General features: G+C 53.5%; 17 protein-coding genes. 14 read left to right on the plus strand and 3 right to left on the minus strand.

Annotation, left to right across the window (positions count from 1 at the left end):
• Nucleotides 1–5: 5 nt before the first annotated feature.
• From ccoG to ccoS, 4 genes are read left to right on the plus strand one after another with little or no spacing between them, the layout of a single operon-like run.
• Nucleotides 6–1,472: a cytochrome c oxidase accessory protein CcoG gene (gene ccoG, locus HOM51_08490; protein ID MBT5034546.1), complete on the plus strand. Its 1,467-nt coding sequence runs from the start codon at nt 6–8 to the stop codon at nt 1,470–1,472.
• On the plus strand, nt 1,469–1,957 hold the full coding sequence (locus HOM51_08495; GenBank protein MBT5034547.1) for a FixH family protein: 489 nt from the start codon (nt 1,469–1,471) through the stop codon (nt 1,955–1,957). The genes ccoG and HOM51_08495 overlap by 4 nt, the downstream gene beginning before the upstream one ends.
• Nucleotides 1,954–4,131, plus strand: coding sequence for a cadmium-translocating P-type ATPase (cadA, locus tag HOM51_08500; GenBank protein ID MBT5034548.1), 2,178 nt, complete (start codon nt 1,954–1,956; stop codon nt 4,129–4,131). The genes HOM51_08495 and cadA overlap by 4 nt, the downstream gene beginning before the upstream one ends.
• Before the next feature lie 8 nt (nt 4,132–4,139).
• Nucleotides 4,140–4,283 carry a cbb3-type cytochrome oxidase assembly protein CcoS gene (ccoS, locus tag HOM51_08505; GenBank protein ID MBT5034549.1) on the plus strand — a complete coding sequence of 48 codons (144 nt, stop codon included), beginning with the start codon at nt 4,140–4,142 and terminating at the stop codon, nt 4,281–4,283.
• A gap of 134 nt (nt 4,284–4,417) precedes the next feature.
• Here ccoS and HOM51_08510 read toward each other — a convergent pair whose 3' ends face one another.
• Both HOM51_08510 and HOM51_08515 read right to left on the minus strand, forming a co-directional pair.
• On the minus strand, nt 4,418–4,750 hold the full coding sequence (locus HOM51_08510; GenBank protein ID MBT5034550.1) for a carboxymuconolactone decarboxylase family protein: 333 nt from the start codon (nt 4,748–4,750) through the stop codon (nt 4,418–4,420).
• A 78-nt stretch (nt 4,751–4,828) separates the two neighbouring features.
• Entirely contained in the window at nt 4,829–5,095 is a 267-nt protein-coding gene (locus tag HOM51_08515) for a hypothetical protein (protein ID MBT5034551.1), read from the minus strand.
• Nucleotides 5,096–5,185: 90 nt separating this feature from the next.
• On the opposite strand from HOM51_08515, the gene HOM51_08520 reads away from it, so the two are divergent.
• Genes HOM51_08520 through HOM51_08540 form a run of 5 tightly spaced genes read left to right on the plus strand, consistent with a single transcriptional unit; the run spans nt 5,186 to nt 8,768 of the window.
• Complete coding sequence (locus HOM51_08520) at nt 5,186–5,593, plus strand: cupin domain-containing protein (protein ID MBT5034552.1); 408 nt, start codon at nt 5,186–5,188, stop codon at nt 5,591–5,593.
• A gap of 17 nt (nt 5,594–5,610) precedes the next feature.
• The gene (locus HOM51_08525) at nt 5,611–6,651 is read left to right on the plus strand and encodes a zinc-binding dehydrogenase (GenBank protein MBT5034553.1); all 1,041 of its coding nucleotides are present in this window, start codon (nt 5,611–5,613) and stop codon (nt 6,649–6,651) included.
• Between the two features lie 2 nt (nt 6,652–6,653).
• Nucleotides 6,654–6,890 carry a hypothetical protein gene (locus tag HOM51_08530; GenBank protein MBT5034554.1) on the plus strand — a complete coding sequence of 79 codons (237 nt, stop codon included), beginning with the start codon at nt 6,654–6,656 and terminating at the stop codon, nt 6,888–6,890.
• Nucleotides 6,891–6,892: 2 nt separating this feature from the next.
• On the plus strand, nt 6,893–8,368 hold the full coding sequence (locus HOM51_08535) for an adenylate/guanylate cyclase domain-containing protein (protein ID MBT5034555.1): 1,476 nt from the start codon (nt 6,893–6,895) through the stop codon (nt 8,366–8,368).
• Between the two features lie 25 nt (nt 8,369–8,393).
• Nucleotides 8,394–8,768: a hypothetical protein gene (locus HOM51_08540; GenBank protein ID MBT5034556.1), complete on the plus strand. Its 375-nt coding sequence runs from the start codon at nt 8,394–8,396 to the stop codon at nt 8,766–8,768.
• Nucleotides 8,769–8,778: 10 nt separating this feature from the next.
• On the opposite strand, the gene HOM51_08545 is transcribed toward HOM51_08540, so the two are convergent.
• Nucleotides 8,779–9,552: an SDR family oxidoreductase gene (locus HOM51_08545; protein ID MBT5034557.1), complete on the minus strand. Its 774-nt coding sequence runs from the start codon at nt 9,550–9,552 to the stop codon at nt 8,779–8,781.
• 53 nt (nt 9,553–9,605) lie between these two features.
• Between HOM51_08545 and HOM51_08550 the strand changes: the two genes are divergently transcribed.
• The 5 genes from HOM51_08550 (at nt 9,606) to selD (ending at nt 15,400) form a co-directional block, all read left to right on the plus strand.
• A complete protein-coding gene (locus HOM51_08550) occupies nt 9,606–9,986 on the plus strand; it encodes a carboxymuconolactone decarboxylase family protein (GenBank protein MBT5034558.1) in 381 nt (126 codons plus the stop codon).
• 122 nt (nt 9,987–10,108) lie between these two features.
• Complete coding sequence (locus HOM51_08555) at nt 10,109–10,963, plus strand: putative selenate ABC transporter substrate-binding protein (GenBank protein MBT5034559.1); 855 nt, start codon at nt 10,109–10,111, stop codon at nt 10,961–10,963.
• Complete coding sequence (locus HOM51_08560) at nt 10,963–11,625, plus strand: ATP-binding cassette domain-containing protein (protein MBT5034560.1); 663 nt, start codon at nt 10,963–10,965, stop codon at nt 11,623–11,625. Before HOM51_08555 ends, HOM51_08560 begins: the two co-directional genes overlap by 1 nt.
• Nucleotides 11,622–13,148 (plus strand): ABC transporter permease, encoded by a 1,527-nt coding sequence (locus HOM51_08565; GenBank protein ID MBT5034561.1) that lies wholly within the window; start codon nt 11,622–11,624, stop codon nt 13,146–13,148. The genes HOM51_08560 and HOM51_08565 overlap by 4 nt, the downstream gene beginning before the upstream one ends.
• Nucleotides 13,145–15,400 carry a selenide, water dikinase SelD gene (gene selD, locus HOM51_08570; GenBank protein ID MBT5034562.1) on the plus strand — a complete coding sequence of 752 codons (2,256 nt, stop codon included), beginning with the start codon at nt 13,145–13,147 and terminating at the stop codon, nt 15,398–15,400. The genes HOM51_08565 and selD overlap by 4 nt, the downstream gene beginning before the upstream one ends.
• The last annotated feature ends 7 nt before the right edge of the window (nt 15,401–15,407 follow it).

Consider the following 15,407-nt stretch of genomic DNA (forward strand, 5'->3'; position numbering starts at 1 on the left):
GGGCCATAGATGAGGAAGTCGAAACTCTCGACGTCCAAGCCGTCAACAAGAAAGAGAACCGACCGTTTACCGCCAAGCGGGTAAAGGTTCATCCTAAACGGGTCTACGGCAGTTTCCGCGCGTTCAAGTGGGGGATGATGATCTTCACCCTTGGCATTTATTATTTAACGCCGTGGCTGCGCTGGGACAGGGGCGCGGGAGCACCAGACCAAGCGGTGTTGATCGACATTCCTGGGCGTCGGTTTTATTTCTTCTTCATCGAAATTTGGCCGCAGGAAGTTTATTACATCACAGGTTTATTGGTGATGGCGGCGGTGGGTTTGTTCTTCACCACCAGCCTCGCGGGCCGGGCGTGGTGCGGCTATTCCTGCCCGCAGACCGTCTGGACAGATTTGTTCTTAGTCGTCGAGCGGTTCGTCGAAGGCGACCGAAATGCCAGATTAAAACTCGACAAGGCGCCAACATCGGCCAGCAAAATATTCAAACGGCTGAGCAAGTTCACCCTGTGGTTGTTGATCGCGATTGGAACAGGGGGTGCGTGGGTATTTTACTTTGCCGATGCGCCGACGTTGGCCGCGCAATTTGTCGACTTTAGCGCGCCATCGACGGCCTACATCACCATTGGCATCTTAGCCTCGACCACGTTCCTGCTTGGTGGATTTGCCCGCGAACAGGTCTGTACCTACATGTGCCCTTGGCCGCGCATTATGTCGGCGATGATGGATGAAGAATCCCTGGTCGTGACCTATCGTGATTATCGTGGCGAGCCACGTGGAGCACATAAAAAAGGCGAGGCCTGGGGCGGCACCAGCCATTGTGTAAATTGTAACCAATGTGTCGCGGCGTGTCCCCAAGGCATAGATATCCGCGATGGCCAGCAATTGGAATGTATCACCTGCGCGTTGTGTATTGATGCTTGCGACGGGGTGATGGCGAAGCTTGATCTTCCCAAGGGATTGATCGCGTATGATTCTTATTCCGCACACCATCACCGCGCCCAGGGGGAATCTGCCAAGCTGCGTCCCATTCGACCGCGCACGATTATTTATTTTACCGCGTGGGCCTTAGTTGGGCTTTTGATGCTGTTCGTGTTGATGAGCCGATCAGACCTGGATATTAACGTTCTCCGGGACCGTAATCCAATTTTTGTGACCTTGTCGGATGGTTCCATTCGCAACGGCTATACTTTTAAAATTCTCAACAAGGCGAACATCGAACGCGGCTTTATCATGACCGTCTCTGGGATCGCCGGGGCGCAGTTGCAGCAAGTTGGTGGCGTGGCAGGTGCGACCGGTGAAAGTGAACTGAGCTTCACGGTAGAGCCCGATAAGGTCCGGAGCTTCCGCGTTTTTGTCAGCGTCGGAAAAGGCGGCCTAAGTTCCGACTCAACCGATATCAAATTTTCCCTTTTGGATACGGAAAAAGGGACCGAAGTTTATTATGACAGCGTGTTTAGAGGGCCGGCGAAATGAGTGGCGTTTGGACCGGACGCCGGGTGCTTTTTTGTATGCTGGGTTTCTTCGGCGTCATCTTCGTGGTCAACGGCATCTTTGTTTATATGGCGACGACGACTTGGACTGGGCTCAGCACTGAGAACGCCTACAAAAAAGGAATTCGCTATAATGACACCCTGGACGCCGCGCGGGCGCAGGACCAGTTAGGCTGGCAAAGTAAGGTCGCGGTTGGAAAAGGTTCTGACAATCTGATCGCCCAGTTTAAAGCGAAAGATGGCGCGCCGGTGACGGGGTTAAAAATTATCGGTACGGCAGTTCGCCCAACCCACGAAGGCTATGATAAGAAACTTATATTTGTCGAAACTCAGTCGGGGACATACGTCGCGAATGGGCGACTGCCGCTAAAAGGCAATTGGCGGATTGAGTTGGTGGCGACGTCTTCCGATGGAAAATCCTTTCGTGTGAACCATACTCTCTTGGTGAAGCCCAGGGATAAATCATGAATGAGTTGGCGCGGAACTTTTCTGCATTTGTCGAAACAGGCGACAACCAAACAGAACGCATAAATCTAATGGTCGAGAACGTTAGCTGCGCCGGGTGCATCGGTAAAATTGAACGCACCTTAACGGCCCAGCCGGGTGTTGTTTCCGCACGGGTCAATATGAGCACCCGCCGCTTGGCGGTTCAATGGCGGACTGGGGAGGCGGAACCAGGAGCACTGATCGATACGGTTGAAGACTTGGGTTATCCCGTTGCCCCGTTCATTGCTGAGTCCGTTGCGCCGCTCTCTGCGGTTCGGGACAAGGAACTTTTAAAGGCCTTGGCGGTAGCTGGGTTCGCGGCGGCGAATGTGATGCTGCTATCGGTCGCCATTTGGGCCGGACACTCCCAAGGCCCAAACGAGGGTATGGGCGATGCAACGCGGACGTTGTTTCATTGGATTTCGGCCTTGATCGCCCTGCCTGCCATTGCCTATGCCGGGCGGCCTTTCTTCCGCTCGGCGGTAACAGCATTAAGGGCCCGCGCCTTGAACATGGACGTGCCGATTTCCTTGGCCGTCGTTTTGTCGGCGGGGATGAGCCTGCAACAAACAATGGTCGGCGGCACTCATGCCTATTTCGATGCGTCGATCACGTTGCTGTTTTTTCTGTTGGTCGGGCGTTATTTGGACAGTCGTGCACGCGCCAAAGCACGATCAACGGCGGAACATCTCTTGGCGCTCTCCGCTGTTAGCGCGACGGTCATTGATGCCGACGGTACGCTAATCGGATTGCCGGTCAATCAAGTACAGCCAGGGATGATCATCCTCGTCGCGGCAGGAGCCCGGGTGCCGTTGGATGGAGATGTCACGGATGGCTTATCGGAGGTCGATGCGAGTTTGGTCACCGGGGAGACCTTGCCAAAATCGATTGTGCCGGGATCAAAAGTTTTCGCCGGCACCTTAAACGTCGGTGCGCCCTTCCGGTTCAAAGTCACTGCGGCCGGCGACAATACGTTACTAGCAGAAATCGTGCGCTTGATGGAAGCGGCGGAGCAGGGCCGGGCCAAGTACGTACGCCTCGCTGATCGCTTTGCCCGTGCTTATGCGCCGGTGGTTCACATTCTGGCGCTGGCCACGTTCTTGGGATGGTTGGTTGTGGCGGGAGAGGGATGGCAGCCGTCGTTGATGGTGGCGATTTCGGTTTTGATTATCACCTGCCCGTGTGCGTTGGGCTTGGCCGTGCCGGTGGTGCAAGTCGTCGCCGGCGGATTACTGCTTCGCAAGGGTGTGCTGTTGAAAGCTGCCGATGGCCTGGAGCGATTGGCGCAAGTCGACACGGTGGTGTTTGATAAAACGGGGACCCTGACCAGAGGACGCCCTGAATTGGTTTCTGACGGTGAATGGACTGAGCAAGATTTAGAGATTGCATCAGCCTTGGCCCAGCACAGCAGCCATCCTCTCTCAAAGGCGATTGCTGAAACTGCTTCCAGTACCGAGGCATCAGATGTTGAAGAGGTTCCAGGTCAAGGCTTGCGAGGCATTGTAAACGGAAAAGAAATTCGCTTGGGTCGATGGGATTGGTGCGGCGTTGAGGCGTCACAGTCTGGTGAAATGGAATTGTGGCTGAAGGTGGGGGGGCGTTCTCCCATCCGCTTTACATTCTCTGATCAACTGCGGGCCGATGCTGTGCGCACGATTTCAGCACTACAAAGCCGAGGCTTGGATGTTCGAATTCTATCCGGCGACCGCGCATCCGTCGTTGGTCCCTTGGCGGAGCAGCTCGGTGTCAAAGATTGGAAGGCAGAGTGCCTTCCCGCTGAAAAAGTCACTGAGCTTGAAGCGTTGAAATCACAAGGCCATCGCGTCGTCATGGTCGGTGATGGCTTGAACGATGCGCCTGCGTTGTCGGCAGGGTTTGTCTCGATCTCCCCTGCTAGCGCTGCTGACGTCAGCCAGACTGCGGCAGACTTTATTTTTCAGGGCGAAGGGCTGGGGCCTGTTGTAACGGTGCTGAGAACAGCGAAGGCAGCTAACCGCTTGGTCATACAGAACTTTGGCTTAGCGCTGGCGTATAATGCGGTGGCCGTGCCGTTGGCTGTGGCCGGGTTGGTGACGCCCTTGATTGCGGCGGTGGCGATGTCGGCGTCGTCCGTGACCGTGACCCTAAACGCGCTCCGCTTGCGCCTGATGGCGTAGGGGGAGCTATGGACGTCCTCGTATATTTAATTCCGGCAGCCTTGTTTCTAGGCGGGGTCGGGCTGTGTGCATTCCTATGGGCGCTCCGCACAGGCCAGTTCGAAGACCTCGACGGTGCCGCCCATAGAATTTTGGATGATGAGGAGGAGTAGGGGGAGTTCTACTCGACGTCCTTCGAGACGCGCTTTCAGCGCTCCTCAGGATGAGGTTTGTTTTTAAAATTTAATTAAAGAACCTCATCCTGAGGAGCCGCATTAGCGGCGTCTCGAAGGATCCCGACTAAGGCTCATTCATCAGGATTAGGTTCTGGAAATTCTTCGGGCCAGTTTTCCAACACATGCTCTAAATAACCTTTGAGCTTGTTCGTATCCAAGCGACCGGACTTTTTGATCTTGTCCACTTCCTCGATCGGCTCAAGGGGGATTTGCAGAGAGTCCATGAAGCGGTTGCGGAAATTGAACAGGCCGGTGATCATCGTAAGTTCAACAATTTCTTGTTCGTTGAAGACACCGCGTACATGTTCAAAAATATCATCTCGCGACCGCGCGGTGTTCTTCGTCACGTGCTCCGCCCACATCACGGCTGCTTTTTCCCGATCATTCAAAAGCGGGGAGTCCATGTACGTATCGCTGCCGATGACTTCGACCTGTTCGTCGGTAATGCCTGCCGCTTGACCAAGCGACGTGTTATGAGCCAGTCAATAACTGCACCCATTGGTTTGGCTGGTCTTGATGATCGCCATTTCTTTGAGTTTAGATGTCAGGCAACTACCGCCGCCTTCGCGCTGCATCACCCCGGTGAAGGGGGTTAGCATCATTTGCATGAAGGGTGCATGGGCGGCGACCCGGTGTGAATTGGGAACTCGCCCCAGCATTTTGGTGGCGGCGCTGAAGCATAGCTTGGTCAGGGTGTCGTCTGAGTCCAAGTCTACCATGGAGATGCGACCAGTGTCAGAGGCAGTCATAGTGCGTTCCTTCTAAAATTTAGGTCTTTATTTTGTACGACCAAAAAAATTATTCTGTTTGGCGATTCGATGTGTGTCAAGATAACCTGCATGAATAACAGAGAGGAAATTACCATGCCGTTTTACCGCTGGGATGAAATGAAGCGAAAGAACCTTGCAAAGCCTTCTGAATCAACAGGAAGCATCATCATTGGTGACCATATTACCTTAAATCGCTCCGTCAGTGGCCCTGGGAGAATTGTTAACCCGCATTTTCATGGATGTGAGCAAATTTTGAACGTCGTACAAGGAACCGCGTGGTTTCGAGTAGGCGATGAAGAAAAAACTGTCACGGCCGGAGAAGTTATTCATATCCCTGTTGGTGCGGAGCATGAGCTGAAAAACATTGGAGATGAAGAGTTTGTTTATCTTTCCTTCAAAAACATTTCCGAAGACTGGCCGCCCCAAACCGCGATAGATGCCGCAAGAGAGGTCGCCGAAGAGGCGGCAAATAAATAGGTGAGGAGGAGTTTCCTATGAAAGCAATGGTTTTAACGGCACCGAATACGCCATTTCAGTTAACCGATATGCCGGACCCGGTGGCGGGCGAAGGCGAGGCGGTGGCGCGGGTGCTGTCGTGTGGCTCGGGGCTAACCATCCAGCATATGCGGGCCGGTCGAATGAAAGTCGATTACCCGCGCATCATCGGCCACGAAATTACAGCTGAGATCGTTGAGGTCGGTAAGGGCGTGTCTGAGCTTAAGGTCGGTGATCCGGTGACGGCATATTATTACCTGACCTGCGGCACCTGCGAATGGTGCCAGAAAGACCGCGAAACCCTCTGCGATAACTTTGCTGGAAATGTCGGGCGAGAGATCGATGGTGGTTACGCCGAATATATCAAGCTGCCCGCCAATACATTTTTGAAATTACCCGAAGCCCTAGACTATAAAGCCCATCCGGCGGAAGTGGGCGTCATCACAGACGCCATCTCGACGCCTGTTAAGCTTATCAACAAGGCCAGGGTGCAACCCGGCGATACAGTCGCGGTGATCGGGGCTGGCGGCGGGCTTGGGCTGCACATGGTGGCAGTTGCCAAATGGGCCAACGCGCGGGTAATTGCGGTTGATGTGCGTCCTGAAAAGTTCGATGCGTGCCGGAAAGCGGGGGCAGATGACATTGTCGATGCGGCGGCGTCAGACATGACAGAGGCTGTCCTTGAATTGACCGGCGGGAGGGGCGTTGATGTCGTCATGGATTTTGTCGCCACGGGAAAGACCCTGGACACGGCAACCCGCGCCCTTGGCAAGGGCGGACGCCTGGCGATTTTAGGCGGAGCGGGTCTTGATAATTCCTGGCAGATTTCCGGCAACTGGATCAAATCAGGCGAGCGAGAAATTATCGGCAGCAAGTACGCGACCAAGGCAGAGGTGAGAGAATCCTTGGAAATTGTCGCCCGCGGGGAACTCTGGCCGATTGTGACGGAAACCTGTAAACTGGAAGACCTGGAAGCCCTGCACCAGCGGGTCGAACAAGGCCTGGTAACAGGGCGTGCCGCTGTATTGATTGGGGACTAAATATGAAGTCGGTCACAGCCTGTTTGATTTCTTTTGTCCTGATTGCATTCTCAGGCGTTGTGTTTGCTGAACAGTCCAAACAGCCAAACGCCACGCCAAATCTTATCCAAAATTTGGCCCCCGGCTACGTCGGCGAATCTTGCTTCGGTGACAAATATGAATCTGATGCCGACATGAACGAAGGCAATACCATCACTGAAGAGGAAATCCTTAGACATCTAAATCCGCCTAAGAGTTAATAATGGAAAATATGACGTTACGAGAGGTTGATGCGCTCACGCGCCTCAAACTTCATGCTCTGCCGTTGATTGCCGTTGGTTTCCTTGGCTTTTATGGTCAGATCGTTTGCCCTTTTATTAATTCCATAGCTTTGACTCAGGTCATGGGCGGGCTTGGAATCGTATGCGTGATACAAATTATTGTACGTGAGGGGCTGTTCCAAACCTTTCCCAAGCCACGGGAGGGGACCTCGATCTCTCGTCATGGTTTTTATTTGTCGGTCGTATCTTGGTTCTTTTCCGGTTTAGTCGCCGTTGTGATCCACGCCAATTTGTATCCGGAATTTCCTCTGGAAAGTCATGGCAAGCTTCTTGTCGGTTATTGGGCGCTAGGTGGTGGCATCCTTTCACAGTTCGAATTCATCAAACTGGAACACTATTTTAGGGCTCCAGAGGGGGAAGCGCCGATTACGATTTTGGAACGTATCACCCAGCGCCTAATGGAGGGGTACGCCATATTTACGATCGTTCCGACGATGGTGATGGTGCTGATGGCATTCCGTTTCGTTTATGAAGGCTACACTGTCTTGGGCGTGGCGCTGGAGGTGATGTTCCTCGGCGTGTGTTTCGTTGCCGCCGCTTTGTTTATCGCATGGCATTATGGCCTGGCGTTGAGACGCGACTGTGATCATATTCTTAAGGCTTTGGAAATGGTGACGGAGGGCTACTACGACATTCGAATTGATGCATCGCGCTCCGATGAATTGGGCCGGGTCGCCAGCGGTATCAACGATATGGCCAAAGGACTTATGCTGCGTGAGCATATTCGGGACGCCTTTGGCCGGTTCGTTAACCCAGAGGTTGCAGAACAGTTTCTAGATGAGCATGCGCAGAATGGACACCCCGTCAAATTGGGTGGCCAGAGAAAACAGGTGACGATTTTGTTGTCGGACCTTCGCGATTTTACTCAGCTTTCAGAAAATCTTGAACCAGAGGTGCTCACCAAATTACTGAACGATTACTTTAGTGAAATGGTCGACGCTATCCGCACACATGGCGGCATGGTTGATAAATTCATGGGAGATGCGGTGATGGCCGTCTTCGGATTGGCGGACGAGGTTGAAAGCAGTGCGGCAGATGCTATCGAGACTGCCGTCGAAATGCGCCGCCGGTTACGCCTCTTTAATGATCGACAACGCGCAGAAGGAGGGCCGGTATTGGAGAACGGTATTGGCATTCATCTTGGGGAAGTCGTTGCCGGGTATATCGGCAGTGTTGATCGGCTGGAATACACGGTCATTGGCCCCTCCGTTAATTTAGCGGCCCGAATTGAAAATGAAGCGCGCGCGCCCAATCCCGCTATTCTGTTCAGTTCAGAGGTTGCAGCGGTCGCGCGTGACTCCCAAAAGACTCTTAAAGTCGGCCGATTTAAGTTAAAAGGGATTTCAGAAGATATTGATCTTTATACGGTAGAGAGAAGAGAGCAACGGTCGACGTAACCATCAAACTATAGGAGACGAAAAATTGTACAAACGTCTGATTATAGGCTTCGTCCTCTTGGTTTTTGGACTGTCCGCAGTGTCAGTTCCTCCAATTTTGGCGGACCAAAAACCGAATGACTACAAGGCGGCACAACAAAGCTATCTCAAGACTGCTGAAAAATATCGAAACCAAGCCCGGGACTTACAAGACAAAGTGAAGTCCGTGCCCAGTGGCGCACAGAAATATGTTCGTCAACTGGCAGGTGTTTTTAATCAACTCGCCGACACTAAAGTCGCCCTGGCAAAGGCAATCGGTGCGAAAGACTGGAAATACGAAGAGAAGCTTGAGAAAAAATATTACCAACTCAAGGCGCAAGAAGAAAAATTATGGAACGCGATTGAGCGCGCTAAGAAGTAAAACGCGCTCCCTAAAACCCCTTAACCGTATCCCCGCCATCTATCACAATCGTTTGCCCTGTCGTCCAGGCACCTGCTTTGGAGGCTAGGTATACCGCTGCCCCTGCGATGTCTTCGACTTCGCCGAGGCGGCCCAAGGGGGTGCGGTCGGTGACTTGTTTGGCGGCGGCTTCGTCTTCCCAGAGGGCGCGGGAGAAATCTGTTTTGACCACGCCGGGGGCCAAGCAATTTACACGAATGTTGTCAGGACCCAGTTCGCAGGCGAGGTTACGGGCGATCTGCATGTCGGCGGCCTTGGTCAGGCCGTAGGCACCGATGTTGACGTTGCCGACAAGTCCTGTGATCGATGAAACGATAATAATGGCGCCGTCTCTTCTGGCGCGCATGGTCGGTGCGACGAGTTTGCACATGGCCAAAACCGATTTCACATTGACGTCGATTATTTTGTCGAGCGCGTCATCGGGAATTTCCAAGTTGGGCCCAAAATAGGGATTGGCCGCCGCGTTTAAGACCAGGATATCGATCCGGCCCCACTCTTTCATCGTGGTCTCGAGCAATTTTTCGCGTTCTTCCGGTCGCGATACGTTACACGGGATTGCTTCCGCGCGGCCGCCCTTGTTCCTAATTTCAGTTGCTGCGGTTTCGCATGCATCCGCCTTGCGACTGGAAATGACCACCGCTGCCCCGTGATCGGCCATCGCACCCGCTATGCCACGCCCAATACCCCTGGATGAGCCAGTGATCAGTGCCACTTTGCCCCTGAGATCAAATAAGTTTGAGACCATCCCCCAAGTACCCTGTATTGTTTTTTTTCTATCTATAGCACAAGGAAATCAAAATGAACGACGAAAGGTACGAACAGGGCATAAAAAAAATGCGTGAGATTTTGCCCAATGGCCCGGAATTTTTACGTGATAGCGCCGGCAAGGCAGCGCCAGACTTGGTCCGATATGCGATGGAATTCGCCTATGGCGATGTCTATAGCCGTCCCGGGCTTGACCCCAAAACCCGGCAAATCGCGATCATTGCGGCGCTGACGGCAATGGGTAATGCGCCGTCTCAGTTGGGGAATCATATAAAATCAGGCCTTAACGCCGGGATGAGCCGTGATGAAGTGATCGAGGTGATTATCCAGATGGTTGTCTATGCAGGGTTTCCAGCGGCCCTGAATGCGGCTGTGGTGGCACAGGAAGCGTTCGATGATGTTGACGGAAAGTAACGCCGGGGTGCCCCCAAAATGTTTGTCATTTAATCTCGTGCCCGAATTTGGTTTAATGGCATTTGACAAGACATAAGGGGCGACCAATGAAAATTTTCCATCTTACTCTCAGACAAGCAGTACTGGTTCTTATCATGGCGCTGGTGGCGCCGGTTTTGGGTGTTGGCAGCGCTAAGGCAGCCGATACATTTGTTTTCACAGCAATCCCAGATGAAGATCAGGCGCAACTGCGCAAGCGCTTCAATAAAGTTGCCGATTACCTGAGCAACAAACTGGGTGTGAAGACCAAGTACATTCCAGTTAAATCCTATGGCGCTGCGGTGACGGCGTTTCGTAACAATCAGGTTCAACTGGCGTGGTTCGGTGGATTGTCCGGGGTGCGGGCGCGGACCTTGGTGAAGGGCTCTCAAGCCATCGCCCAGGGGGCGGAAGATAAGGCCTTCGTGACCTATTTTATCGCTCATGCGAGCACAGGGATGAAAGAGTCCAAGACCTTCCCCAAAGCCATGGCGGGAAAGACATTTACGTTTGGGTCCAAAGGATCAACGTCTGGCCGCTTGATGCCTGATTTCCACATTCGTAAAATCTACGGTAAAGCGCCGAAGGAAGTCTTCACCAAGGTTGGCTTTAGCGGCAACCACACCAAGACCATTCAGTTGGTGCAGTCCGGGGCCTATCAAGTTGGTGCGGTAAATTTCAAGGTTTGGGAGAAGAACCTGAAGTCCGGCAAGGTCGACCCCAAGAAAGTCTCGATCATTTGGCGGACGCCGCCGTATCCTGATTATCAGTGGTCGGTTCGGGGCGACATCGAGAAGAAATTCGGCACGGGTTTTATCGGCAAGATCACGAATGTTTTGCTGAACATGAAAGATAAGGATCTGCTGGCGTCGTTTCCACGTTCAGGCTTTATCCCGGCGAAGAACGCTGATTATCAACCGATCCTGGACGTAGGTAAGAAAATCAACCTCATCGATTGATTGTGTTATTCAAACTTGAAAACGAAAATCTAGGTTATGACGGAGATGTCGTCTTACGCGACATCTCCGTTAGCATATCTGAGGGCGAACGGGTCGCATTGGTCGGCGAAAGTGGTGCCGGCAAGTCGACCCTGTTGGCGGTGCTGCAGGAACGCTACCACGACAAGGCAGCCCTCATTCCCCAAGACCTGGGGCTCGTCCGCACGCTGAGCGTATTTCACAACGTCTACATGGGCGGGCTGGCGCGGTATGGGACGGCGTACAATCTTCTAAATTTGGTCTGGCCGCAGAAGCGAGAGATCGCGGAGATCAAACCCATCGTCGAACGGCTTGGCCTCGGTAAAAAATTATTTGACCGAACCGGTGAACTTTCAGGTGGCCAACGACAACGGGCTGCCGTGTGCCGTGCGTTGTTCCAAGGCGGCGATGCGGTGTTAGGGGATGAACCTGTCTCGGCGGTTGATGCATATCAGTCACGAATGGTCTTGAACGCGATTACGGAAAAATTCGAGACGGTAATTCTGGCAATGCATGATGTTGATTTGGCTTTGGAATTTTCAACTCGGATCATCGGCATTAAAAGGGGTCGGATCGCACTGGATGAACCAACCGACGGGCTGAAGCGTAGCGACCTTGATTTCGTCTATAAGGACGGGACATGAACCCGGTGGCGGCGTTGGGTGTGGCCCCAGCGCACGGCTATTCTGCGACCATCAAAGCCAGCTTTGCCTTTGTTGCGGTTGCGGTTGTCTGTTTGGCCTTCGCCGATATATCCGTCACCACCCTGGACCCTTGGGGCGAAATGAGCCGCTTGGCATGGGGCATTCTTACACCTGATTTCTTTGCCCTTGAGAACGTCGCCCTGGCGGTCGTGCAGACAATTGCCTTCGCGTTGGTTGGTGTGGCCTTGGGCGCTGTCTGTGGGTTCATGCTGGCGCAAGTGTTTCACATCGGCCCGGTGCGATGGGTATGTGCGTTCGTGCGCGCCATTCACGAACTTTTTTGGGCGCTGATCTTTTTGCAAATGCTGGGGCTGACGCCGTGGACGGGGGTGTTGGCGATTGCCCTGCCGTATGCGGCGATTTGTGCCAAGGTCTATGCCGAAACTTTGGAGGAAGCACAGCCCGAAGCGTTAAAGATTCTACCGGCAGGGGTCGGGATCGTTTCGACCTTTTTCTTCGTCAGGCTGCCGGATGCCTGGGTTCATATTAAGAACTATACAAGCTATCGGTTTGAATGTGGCTTGCGGTCAAGTGCGGTGCTTGGGTTCGTTGGATTGCCGACGCTGGGGTTTTATTTGGAAACCGCGTTTAGTGAAGGCAATTATTCCGAAGCGGCTGCACTGCTGTTTATTTTTTACATTCTGATCGCGACGTTGAAAGTCTGGATGAAACCAAAGTTGATTGGTTTATATCTATTGGCGGCACCGTTTGCACTGGCCACCGCCGATACCACGCCGGTGAACTTTGATAATATCGTTCGGTTCTTCACCCATGACATCGTGCCCCATCCTTTGCGCGGGCAAGATTGGATGGACGCCGGGGTGCTGTCGAACTTCGGCGATTGGGTGAGCATGTTATGGGTAGATCAAGCTGTCCCTGGAATTATCGCGACTGTGCTGTTGACCCAGATCGCGCTGGTTGCGAGTGGCATGCTAACCTTGGTATTCTTCCCGCTGGTATCCAAAAAGTTTTTCGGCAATTTCGGGCGCACCATCGGCCATGGTTTTCTTGTGGTCGTGCGCTCGACGCCAGAATTCATTTTGGCCTATGTGTTCTTACAGCTTTGGGGCCCGAGCATGTTGCCGGCAATCGTTGCCTTGGCCTTGCACAACGGTGCGATCATCGGCCACTTGGTGGGGCGCTACAGTGATAACGTGCGGCTGCGGCCTGATAGCCCCAAGGGGCTGAATCTTTATGGCTATGAGATCGTACCTCGGGTTTATGGCCAGTTCCTGGCGTTCCTGTTTTACCGTTGGGAAGTAATCATGCGTGAAACCGCGATCTTAGGGATACTCGGCATCGCAACGTTGGGATTTTTTATTGATAGCGGTTTGCAGGACATTCGCCTCGACCGAGCTTTATTTCTGATTATTATCACAGCATTCTTAAACATCGGCGTGGATATCCTTTCCCGGAATATTCGCGCCCGATTGCGGTTGTCTAACACTGTGGAGCAAACATGAAGTCTCAAGACACCATCGTTAAAGACCTGGTCCTGATCGGCGGTGGCCATAGCCATGTGGCGGTGCTGAAAATGTTCGGCATGAAGCCGATGCCCGGGGTGCGGATCACTGTTATCGCCAGGGATGTGCACACGCCGTATTCAGGAATGCTGCCGGGGTACGTGGCCGGGCATTATGACTTTGACGATGTGCATATTGACCTCAGGCCCTTATCTCAATTTGCCGGGGCCAGGTTGTACCATGACGAGGCGATCCGAATTGATCACGTGAACAAGAAGGTGATTTGCAAAAACCGTCCTCCGGTTTCCTATGATCTGTTGTCCGTGAACATCGGCTCGACGCCCCGCGTTACGGGGGCAGCGGAATTGGGCACGCCGGTCAAACCGATCAACCGTTTCGTTCGGCGTTGGGAGCGACTATCCGATCGCATTATGGAAAACCCTGGCCCGCACAAGATTGCCATTGTTGGTGCTGGGGCGGCCGGGGTTGAAATCCTGCTGGCCATTCAATTTCGGTTAAAGAACATGCTGAAGGATAGGGGGCGGGATTCAGAGGAATTGGAATTTCATCTGGTCTCCAAGACCGAGACCATAATGCCGCAGTTCCCGGCATCGGTCGGTCAGCGGTTTGAACGCGTATTGAAAGAACGCGGCGTTATCGTGCATCGTGGCCGTGAGGCGGAACAAACATCAGCCGGAACATTAGAACTGGTTGGCGGAGAGACGTTGAAGTTGGATGAGATCTTGTGGGTGACGGCTGCAGGTGCTGCCCCTTGGTTGAAGGAGTCAGGATTGGCCGTTGATGAGCATGGCTTCGTTTCGGTCAAGGACACATTAGAATCAACATCGCACCCGGGCATCTTCGCTGTTGGCGATATCGCGGATGTCGTCAATCATCCGCGGCCCAAGGCGGGGGTCTTTGCTGTCCGACAAGGAAAACCCTTGGCTAAGAATCTACGGCGGGTCCTACTTGGCAAATCTCCTGTTCCTTTCGCGCCCCAAAAGACGATCCTGGCCTTAATCAGCACCGGTGACAAATACGCGGTTGCAACCAAAGGGGCGATTACATTTGCCGGTGATTGGGTCTGGAAGTGGAAGGACTGGATTGACGTTCGCTTTATGACCAAGTTCAGCGATCTGCCGGAAATGGACGAAGATGAAAAATCCAATCTTGATAGCCGCCTTGCCGATCAAGATACCTTGAAGGAAATTTCCGCCATCGCCATGCGCTGTGGGGGGTGTGGGGCGAAAGTCGGGGCAAATGTGTTGACCCGTGCTTTGTCGGAACTCAAACCGGTTGAGCGTCCCGACGTGCTGATCGGCTTGCACGAACCAGACGACGCGGCGGTGTTGGAAGTGCCGCCTGGGAAAGTCTTGGTCAACACGGTCGATTATTTTCGCGCCTTCATCGATGATCCTTATATTTTCGGCAAGGTCGCTGCCAACCACAGTCTCAGCGATGTCTTCGCCATGGGGGCCGAAGCACAATCGGCGCTGGCCATCGCCACGGTTCCTTATGGTATCGAGTCCAAAGTCGAAGACACGATTAATCAGTTGATGGCGGGTGCGATGGAAATCTTGGCAGATGCCAACTGCGCGCTTGTCGGCGGCCATACCAGCGAGGGGGCGGAACTGGCGCTCGGGTTCTCAGTTAATGGTTTAGCCGATAAATCCCAGATCATGCGCAAGGGCGGGATGAAGCCAGGTGATCTTTTAATCCTGACCAAGCCCTTGGGGACCGGCACCCTGTTCGCCGCTGACATGCAGCAAAAGGCTAAGGGGCGTTGGGTTGAGGAGGCGCTACGATCTATGGTTCTGTCTAACCGTCGGGCGGCAGAATGCTTGTACGGTAACGACGCGACCGCCTGCACCGATGTGACCGGGTTCGGGTTGCTGGGTCACATGGTTGAAATGATCAAGCCGTCAGGCGTGGACGTGGAAGTGGAATTGAAATCCCTGCCAATATTGGACGGCGCGATGGAATCTGTGCGGGCAGGAATTCTCAGCACCCTACAACCGGCCAACGTGCGACTCAGGCGCGCCATTCGGAACATGGACGAAGCGGTGACGAGCGAGCTGTATCCGCTGGTGTTCGATCCTCAGACATCTGGTGGTTTATTGGCCAGCGTGCCCGATAATCGGGCCGGGACGTGTCTCAATGAATTGCGCGATATGGGCTACGATAAGGCCGCAATCGTTGGTCGGGTAAAGCCTGAGAGCAATAACTTGGAGCCGGTGACGTTGGTGGTTTGAGGAAGCG

Source organism: Rhodospirillaceae bacterium (assembly GCA_018660465.1).
Classification (GTDB): domain Bacteria; phylum Pseudomonadota; class Alphaproteobacteria; order Rhodospirillales; family JABJKH01; genus JABJKH01.

Bases quoted from the DNA above. Each gene is read 5' to 3' on its own strand.
- HOM51_08495 (MBT5034547.1), top strand. From the start codon at position 1,469: ATGAGTGGCGTTTGGACCGGACGCCGGGTGCTTTTTTGTATGCTGGGT.
- cadA (MBT5034548.1), top strand. From the start codon at position 1,954: ATGAATGAGTTGGCGCGGAACTTTTCTGCATTTGTCGAAACAGGCGAC.
- ccoS (MBT5034549.1), top strand. From the start codon at position 4,140: ATGGACGTCCTCGTATATTTAATTCCGGCAGCCTTGTTTCTAGGCGGG.
- HOM51_08510 (MBT5034550.1), bottom strand. From the start codon at position 4,750: ATGGACTCCCCGCTTTTGAATGATCGGGAAAAAGCAGCCGTGATGTGG.
- HOM51_08515 (MBT5034551.1), bottom strand. From the start codon at position 5,095: ATGACTGCCTCTGACACTGGTCGCATCTCCATGGTAGACTTGGACTCA.
- HOM51_08520 (MBT5034552.1), top strand. From the start codon at position 5,186: ATGAATAACAGAGAGGAAATTACCATGCCGTTTTACCGCTGGGATGAA.
- HOM51_08525 (MBT5034553.1), top strand. From the start codon at position 5,611: ATGAAAGCAATGGTTTTAACGGCACCGAATACGCCATTTCAGTTAACC.
- HOM51_08530 (MBT5034554.1), top strand. From the start codon at position 6,654: ATGAAGTCGGTCACAGCCTGTTTGATTTCTTTTGTCCTGATTGCATTC.
- HOM51_08535 (MBT5034555.1), top strand. From the start codon at position 6,893: ATGGAAAATATGACGTTACGAGAGGTTGATGCGCTCACGCGCCTCAAA.
- HOM51_08545 (MBT5034557.1), bottom strand. From the start codon at position 9,552: ATGGTCTCAAACTTATTTGATCTCAGGGGCAAAGTGGCACTGATCACT.
- HOM51_08550 (MBT5034558.1), top strand. From the start codon at position 9,606: ATGAACGACGAAAGGTACGAACAGGGCATAAAAAAAATGCGTGAGATT.
- HOM51_08565 (MBT5034561.1), top strand. From the start codon at position 11,622: ATGAACCCGGTGGCGGCGTTGGGTGTGGCCCCAGCGCACGGCTATTCT.
- selD (MBT5034562.1), top strand. From the start codon at position 13,145: ATGAAGTCTCAAGACACCATCGTTAAAGACCTGGTCCTGATCGGCGGT.